The following is a 6904-nucleotide window of genomic DNA, read 5'->3' as shown; positions in this document are numbered from 1 at the left end:
GGTGGCCGACGGATTTCAGGAGGCCGTCGTCCCCGTCCACCCGGCGCAGCACCGTGCGCCCCCGGTTGAGCAGGGAGGCGCACACCACCGGCCAGCAGGTGTGCAACGGCTCGACCGTCACCCTGTCCGGCGAGGCCGGCGCCCCGGCCGCGTCCAGCAACCAGTTCCCGGCGGGCACCAGGCTGAAGGTCACCAACCTGGACAACGACAAGTCCACGACAGTGGAGGTCACCTCGGTCTCCGGCAGCTGTGCCCTGCTGAACAACGCGGCCTTCGAACAGGTCCGTGAGCCCGGCAAGTTCCTGATCCGCCGGGCCGTGATCGAGAAGGTGGGGTGATGTCGTCCGCGTAGCGACCCGCTGAGGTCGGGTTCGGCTGTTCGCGGCCACGAACAGCCGAACCCGCATGTCCTGCCCCCGCGCCGGCCGCTCACGCGCATCGCATACGAGCCGTCGTCCGCGCACGTGCCCGCCCGCGTCCGCGAGCGGGAACGGCGACTCCGGGCCGTGGCGGCGCCCTCACACAGTGAATCGCGACACAGCACCACCAGGTAACACGGGGTTCACATTCGAGCAATGACCGGGAAATCGCCTGTTGACAGGCTGCCGGGCATCCACCGCGGCGTCCCAGTGCCGCAGCGCCGCAGCACCCGCACGTGCGTCTGACCCACCCCCGAAGGAAGTGGCCCGTGACCTTCAAGGCTGAGTACATCTGGATCGACGGCACCCAGCCGACCGCCAAGCTCCGTTCCAAGACGAAGATCCTGGCGGACGACGCCAAGGGTGCCGAGCTGGGAATCTGGGGCTTCGACGGGTCGTCCACGAACCAGGCCGAGGGGCACTCCTCGGACCGTGTCCTCAAGCCGGTGTTCTCCTGCCCGGACCCGATCCGCGGCGGCGACGACATCCTCGTCCTGTGCGAGGTCCTCAACATCGACATGACGCCGCACGAGTCCAACACCCGTGCCGCGCTGACCGAGGTCGCCGAGAAGTTCGCGGCGCAGGAGCCGATCTTCGGCATCGAGCAGGAGTACACGTTCTTCAAGGACGGCTACCCGCTCGGCTTCCCCAAGGGCGGCTTCCCGGCCCCGCAGGGCGGCTACTACTGCGGTGTCGGCGCCGACGAGATCTTCGGCCGTGACATCGTCGAGGCCCACCTGGACAACTGCCTCAAGGCGGGTCTGGCCATCTCCGGCATCAACGCCGAGGTCATGCCCGGCCAGTGGGAGTTCCAGGTCGGCCCGGTCTCCCCGCTGGAGGTCTCCGACCACCTGTGGGTGGCCCGCTGGCTGCTCTACCGCACCGCCGAGGACTTCGGCGTCGCCGCCACCCTGGACCCGAAGCCGGTCAAGGGCGACTGGAACGGCGCCGGCGCGCACACCAACTTCTCCACCAAGGCGATGCGCGAGACGTACGAGGCGATCATCACCGCGGCCGAGTCGCTCGGTGAGGGCTCCAAGCCGCTCGACCACGTCAAGAACTACGGCGCCGGCATCGACGACCGCCTGACCGGTCTGCACGAGACCGCCCCGTGGAACGAGTACTCCTACGGCGTCTCGAACCGCGGTGCCTCGGTCCGTATCCCGTGGCAGGTCGAGAAGGACGGCAAGGGCTACATCGAGGACCGCCGCCCGAACGCCAACGTCGACCCGTACCTCGTGACGCGTCTGATCGTCGACACCTGCTGCTCCGCGCTGGAGAAGGCCGGCCAGGTCTGATCCGCCCGACGGCTCGTGGAGGGGGCGCCCGCCGGGAACGGCGGGCGCCCCCTCGCGTTGTCAGTGGGGCGTGTCATCGTGGGGACATGGAGATCGACGGGGACCCGGCCGGCAGCCTGGCCATCAAGGTCAAGACGGAGAACTGGCAGACGCACGCCCGGATCCCGGCGGCGCGGCTGCGGGAGCTGGTGGGCCGGATCGGTGGCGCCGGGGACCGGTTCCTGACCGTCCAGCGGATACCCGACATCCCGGATGTGTTCGCCCAGGTGTGGCACGAGGAGGGCGGGGACTACCGGCTGGAACACCGGCTCGGTGAGGACGGGTTCCACGGGACGAACCTCACCGACCCCGGCCGGGTGGCCGAGCTCCTGACGGGCTGGGCGCGGCAGGAGGCCGGCTGGGACGCGGGGGTCGGGTGGGAGCCGGTCGGCCTCGGACCGCGTGAGGAGGTCCCCGAACTGCCGGACGCGGTGCGGGAGAAGGTCGAAACGCGGATACGGACACGGCTGCGCGGCGGCTACGACAGCCGCGGGGAACTGACCGACATCGCCGAGGACCACCTGGCCGACGGTGACCAGCGGCCGGTCTCCAGGGCCCAGGCCCGGGTTCTGGTGGACAGGCTGTGGCGGGAGCGGCTGGCCGAGCAGGAGGCCTGGGAGGGCGTCACCGACCCCGAGCGGCTCACCCGCGCCTTCGAGGCGCTCGACGCGGCCGGCATCACGGCCCGGGAGCACTTCGCCTGCTGCCGGAGCTGCGGCATGGCGGAGATAGGCGCGGAGGGCGAGCGGGCGCGGGGCTTCGTCTTCTTCCACCAGCAGGTGACGGAGCGCGCGGCGGAGGGGGACGCGCTGGCGCTCTACTACGGCGGGTTCGACGGCACGGACGCCACCACCACGGCCGTCGGACACGAGGTCGTCGCCGCGCTCGGCGCCGCCGGACTGTCCGCACAGTGGGACGGCAGCCCGGACAGCGCCCTCTCGGTCACACCCCTGACCTGGCACAAACGCCTGGTCGGATGAGGTCCGCACCGCCAAGTTCACGCCAAGCGACCGTCCGAGCGGTGAGAGCAGGCTCCTGGTGGCGGCCGGTGTCTGCTTCAATGGGGCCATGGCCAGCATGCAGAAGCACACCGCGACGGGTCGCCATGACCTCGAGCCCTTCTGGCCCTCCCGTCAGCACCACGACTTCGACCGGGTGTGTTGCCGCGCGATGAACGCGCCGGCCCTCTAAAGCCGTACACCCCGGCCTTCGGCCAGCGCGAAACGACGTAGGTCCCTCGACGGGCCCGACCACGAACTCGGTGCCGTCGACCTCCCGGCCAACTCCTCGCGCGAAAGAGCTGACGTCTCATGGCGACCACTCGTTCCCTCTCCCCCGCCCCGCTCACCGGCCCGTCCGTCCCGGCCAACGGCTCCGCCCGGCACCGTCTGCGCGCCGTCGACCGGGACGAGGTGGTCGAGATCGCGGACTTCCTGCCGCCGGGTGCCACCTGGCTGCCCGCTCCCCCGCACACCCTGCCCGAGCTGCCGGGCCGGCCGCCGATGATCGGCTACCTGGTGCTCGTGCCGGCCGACCGGCAGCCGCCGTTCCCGCCGGCCGCGGTGCCCGGCCGTCCGGTCGCGGCGACCGCGCCGGAGGCGGACGAGCAGGGGGCCGGCGCGGTCGAACCGCTCGTGCGGGTCGACACCGTGCGCCGCACCGCCGCCGTGGACGGGCGTGAACTCGACCTGACCTACCTGGAGTTCGAGCTCCTCGCCCATCTCGTCGGTCACCCGCACCGGGTGCACACCCGCGACCAGCTGGTCGGCACGGTGTGGGGGTACGGACATGTGGGCGACGGCCGTACCGTCGACGTCCACATCGCCCGGCTGCGCCGCAAGCTGGGCGCCGAGCACCGCCGGGCGATCCAGACGGTCCGGCGGGTCGGCTACAAGTACGCGCCGCCGGCCGGACGCTGACCGTCTGCCGACAGCAGACACCGGTTCCCACCCGCGGCCGGACCGGGCAGAGTCGCCGGTATGAGACTTCTGCTGCTGGGCGGGACCGAGTTCGCGGGACGGGCCGTCGCGGAGGCGGCCCTCGGGCGCGGCTGGGACGTGACGGTGTTCCACCGGGGACGCCACGAACCGCCCGCCGGGGTGCGGTCGCTGCACGGCGACCGCACCGCGCCCGACGGGCTCGCCGCCCTGGACGGGGCCGACGGCGACTGGGACGCCGTCGTCGACACCTGGTCGGCGGCGCCCCGGGCGGTACGGGACGCGGCGCGGCTGCTGCGGGACCGCGCCCGCCGGTACGTGTACGTGTCGAGCTGCTCGGTGTACGCCTGGCCCCGGGAGGCCGGGTACACCGAGGACGCGCCGCTGGTGGAGGGCGCGTCCGCCGACGCCGGACAGAGCGACTACGCCCGGGACAAGCGGGGTGGCGAGCTGGCCGCCGTCGAGGCGTTCGGCGCGGAGCGCTCCCTGCTGGTGCGGGCGGGCCTGATCCTCGGGCCCTACGAGAACATCGGCCGGCTGCCGTGGTGGCTGACCCGGATGGCCCGCGGCGGACCCGTCCTCGCCCCCGGGCCGCGTGAGTCGCCCCTCCAGTACGTCGACGTCCGTGACCTCGCCCGGTGGATCCTGGACTCGGTGGAACGGGGGACCGGCGGGCCGTACAACCTCGTCGGCCCGCCGGGGCACGCCACCATGGGTTCGCTGCTCGACGCGTGCCTGGCCGTCACCGGGGCGCACGCCGAGCCGCGCTGGACCGACCCGGAGACGATCCTCGACGCGGGCATCGAGCCGTGGCTGCACCTGCCGGTGTGGCTGCCGCCGGGCAGCGAGGGGTACGCGTCCGTGCACGGCGCGGACGTCTCCCGGGCCCTCGCGGCGGGTCTGTACTGCCGTCCGGTCGAGGACACCGTGGCCGACACCTGGCGGTGGCTGCGGGACATCGGCGGCGTACCGCCGCAGCGCCCGGACCGGCCGGTGGTGGGCCTCGACCCGGAGCTGGAGGCGAAGGTCCTCGCGGCGGGCGGGGGTGTACCTGGCACCACCCCCTGACCGGGCGTCCAGGCCCCGTGTCCCGCGCCGCCGCCTCCGCCAGACTGACGTCATGACCATTGCGACGAAAAGCGGCGGCGACAGCGCACGGGTGCGGGGTGTCGGACGGGCGGCGCTACGGGGGCTGGGACTGGCGCTGGTGGTGCTGCCGGGGGCGGTGCTCTGCTTCACGCTCTCCGTGGTGTCGATCGCGCTGATCCCGATCGGGGTCGGGATCGTCACCACGCCGTGGGTGCTCACCGGGGTCCGGGTGTTCGCCGACTGGCGGCGGGTCCTGGCGGCCGAGTGGTACGGGGTGCGGATCCCGTCGGCGTACCGGCCCCTGCCCGAGGACGCCAACCCCTGGACGCGCACCTTCGGCATGCTCCGTGACCCCGCGACCTGGCGGGACCTGCGGTGGCTGCCGGTGGACATGACGGCCGGGTTCGTCACCGCGCTGCTGCCGGCCGCGCTGCTGCTCTACCCCCTGGAGGGGTTCGCGCTGGCGGCCGGGCTGTGGCGGGTGTTCCCCGACGGGTACTGGTACGGGTTCGTGCCGGTGACCGGGCAGGGCTCCGCGTTCGCCGCCGCCGGGCTGGGTCTCGTCCTGCTCTTCTTCGCGCACTTCCTCACCCCGCGGCTGCTGGAGGCGCACTTCCTGCTGACCCGGTCCGTGCTCGCCTCCGGCCAGCGCGAACTGGCCGAGCGGGTGCGGGTGCTGACCGAGACCCGGCGGGACGCGGTCGACACCTCGGCGGCCGAACTGCGGCGCATCGAGCGGGACCTGCACGACGGGGCGCAGGCCCGGCTGGTCGCCATGGGCATGGACCTCGGCACCGTCGAGGTGCTCCTGGAGAAGGACCCGGAGCAGGCCAGGCGACTGCTCGCGCAGGCCCGTCAGTCCTCCGCCGACGCGCTCGCCGAACTGCGCGACCTGGTCCGCGGGATCCACCCGCCGGTGCTCGCCGAGCGCGGACTGGGCGACGCGGTACGGGCGTTGGCGCTGCGGCTGCCGGTCGCCACCGAGGTGGACGTGGAACTGCCCGGCCGGCCGGACGCGCCCGTGGAGTCGGCGGCGTACTTCGCGGTCAGCGAGGTGCTGACCAACGCGGTCAAGCACGCCGGCGCCGACCGGATCTGGATCGACCTGCACCACGCGCGGGCCGAGGGCATGCTGCGGATCTCGGTCACGGACAACGGCAGGGGCGGCGCGGCGACCGGGGCGGGCTCGGGCCTTGCCGGGGTCGAACGGCGACTGGGTACATTCGACGGCGTCCTGGCCGTCAGCTCGCCCGCGGGCGGTCCCACCATGGTCACCATGGAGATCCCTTGCGCGTTGTCCTAGCCGAAGACCTGTTCCTGCTGCGCGACGGACTCGTCCGGCTCCTGGAGGCCTACGACTTCGAGATCGCCGCCGCCGTCGAGACCGGGCCCGAGCTGGCCCGTGCGCTGGCCGAACTGGAGCCGGACGTCGCCGTGGTCGACGTCCGGCTCCCGCCCACGCACACCGACGAGGGCCTGCAGTGCGCGCTCGACGCCCGCCGGAACAGACCCGGGCTGCCGGTGCTGGTGCTGTCCCAGCACGTGGAGCAGCTGTACGCGCGCGAGCTGCTCGCCGACGGCAGCGGCGGGGTCGGGTATCTGCTCAAGGACCGGGTCTTCGACGCGGAGCAGTTCGTGGACGCCGTACGGCGGGTGGCGGCGGGCGGGACGGCGATGGATCCGCAGGTGATCCAGCAGCTGCTGTCCCGGCGGGCGGCCGGCGACCGGCCGCTGGGCCGGCTGACCCCGCGCGAACGGGAGGTGCTGGAGCTGATGGCCCAGGGCCGTACCAACGCGGCCATCGCCGAGAAGCTCGTCGTGACGGAACGGGCGATCGCCAAACACACCTCCAACATCTTCGCCAAACTGGGCCTGGAGGTGTCGGACGACGACAACCGCCGCGTCCTTGCGGTTCTCGCCTATCTGGACCAGGACCGCTGAACAGGGCCCCTTGTTTCGCACATGCCGTGTTGGATCAGCAACTGCGGGTATTACAGAGGTAGTTGTGTCTGCATGGGCGTACGAATCTCTCATCAATTTCTGAGACGGCTGAACACCCGTGGGGCTCCCTGCGTATGGAAGGGAGCCGCTTCACTCCTGTCGGGCGCCTCGATGCTGCCCC

General features: G+C 72.4%; 6 protein-coding genes and 1 pseudogene. All 7 read left to right on the top strand.

Going from position 1 to position 6904, the window contains the following annotated elements; translation table 11 throughout:
* Positions 1-338, top strand: a pseudogene (locus ACWD0J_RS36060) (hypothetical protein); the annotation flags it as partial.
* 350 nt (positions 339-688) lie between these two features.
* Positions 689-1717 carry a glutamine synthetase gene (gene glnII, locus ACWD0J_RS36055; protein ID WP_451500087.1) on the top strand — a complete coding sequence of 343 codons (1029 nt, stop codon included), beginning with the start codon at positions 689-691 and terminating at the stop codon, positions 1715-1717.
* Between the two features lie 86 nt (positions 1718-1803).
* The gene (locus ACWD0J_RS36050; protein ID WP_451500086.1) at positions 1804-2736 is read left to right on the top strand and encodes a DUF6891 domain-containing protein; all 933 of its coding nucleotides are present in this window, start codon (positions 1804-1806) and stop codon (positions 2734-2736) included.
* 330 nt (positions 2737-3066) lie between these two features.
* Positions 3067-3675, top strand: coding sequence for a winged helix-turn-helix domain-containing protein (locus ACWD0J_RS36045; RefSeq protein WP_451500085.1), 609 nt, complete (start codon positions 3067-3069; stop codon positions 3673-3675).
* A 60-nt stretch (positions 3676-3735) separates the two neighbouring features.
* Positions 3736-4761, top strand: a complete 1026-nt coding sequence (locus tag ACWD0J_RS36040; protein ID WP_451500084.1) for an NAD-dependent epimerase/dehydratase family protein — start codon at positions 3736-3738, stop codon at positions 4759-4761.
* Between the two features lie 52 nt (positions 4762-4813).
* Complete coding sequence (locus ACWD0J_RS36035) at positions 4814-6085, top strand: sensor histidine kinase (RefSeq protein ID WP_451500083.1); 1272 nt, start codon at positions 4814-4816, stop codon at positions 6083-6085.
* Positions 6070-6723: a LuxR C-terminal-related transcriptional regulator gene (locus ACWD0J_RS36030; protein WP_451500082.1), complete on the top strand. Its 654-nt coding sequence runs from the start codon at positions 6070-6072 to the stop codon at positions 6721-6723. Before ACWD0J_RS36035 ends, ACWD0J_RS36030 begins: the two co-directional genes overlap by 16 nt.
* Positions 6724-6904: the final 181 nt, after the last annotated feature.

This window comes from Streptomyces sp. NPDC003011 (assembly GCF_053591515.1).
The sequence above is the reverse complement of the archived record's forward strand: the minus strand, read 5'-3'. Positions and strand labels throughout refer to the sequence as shown.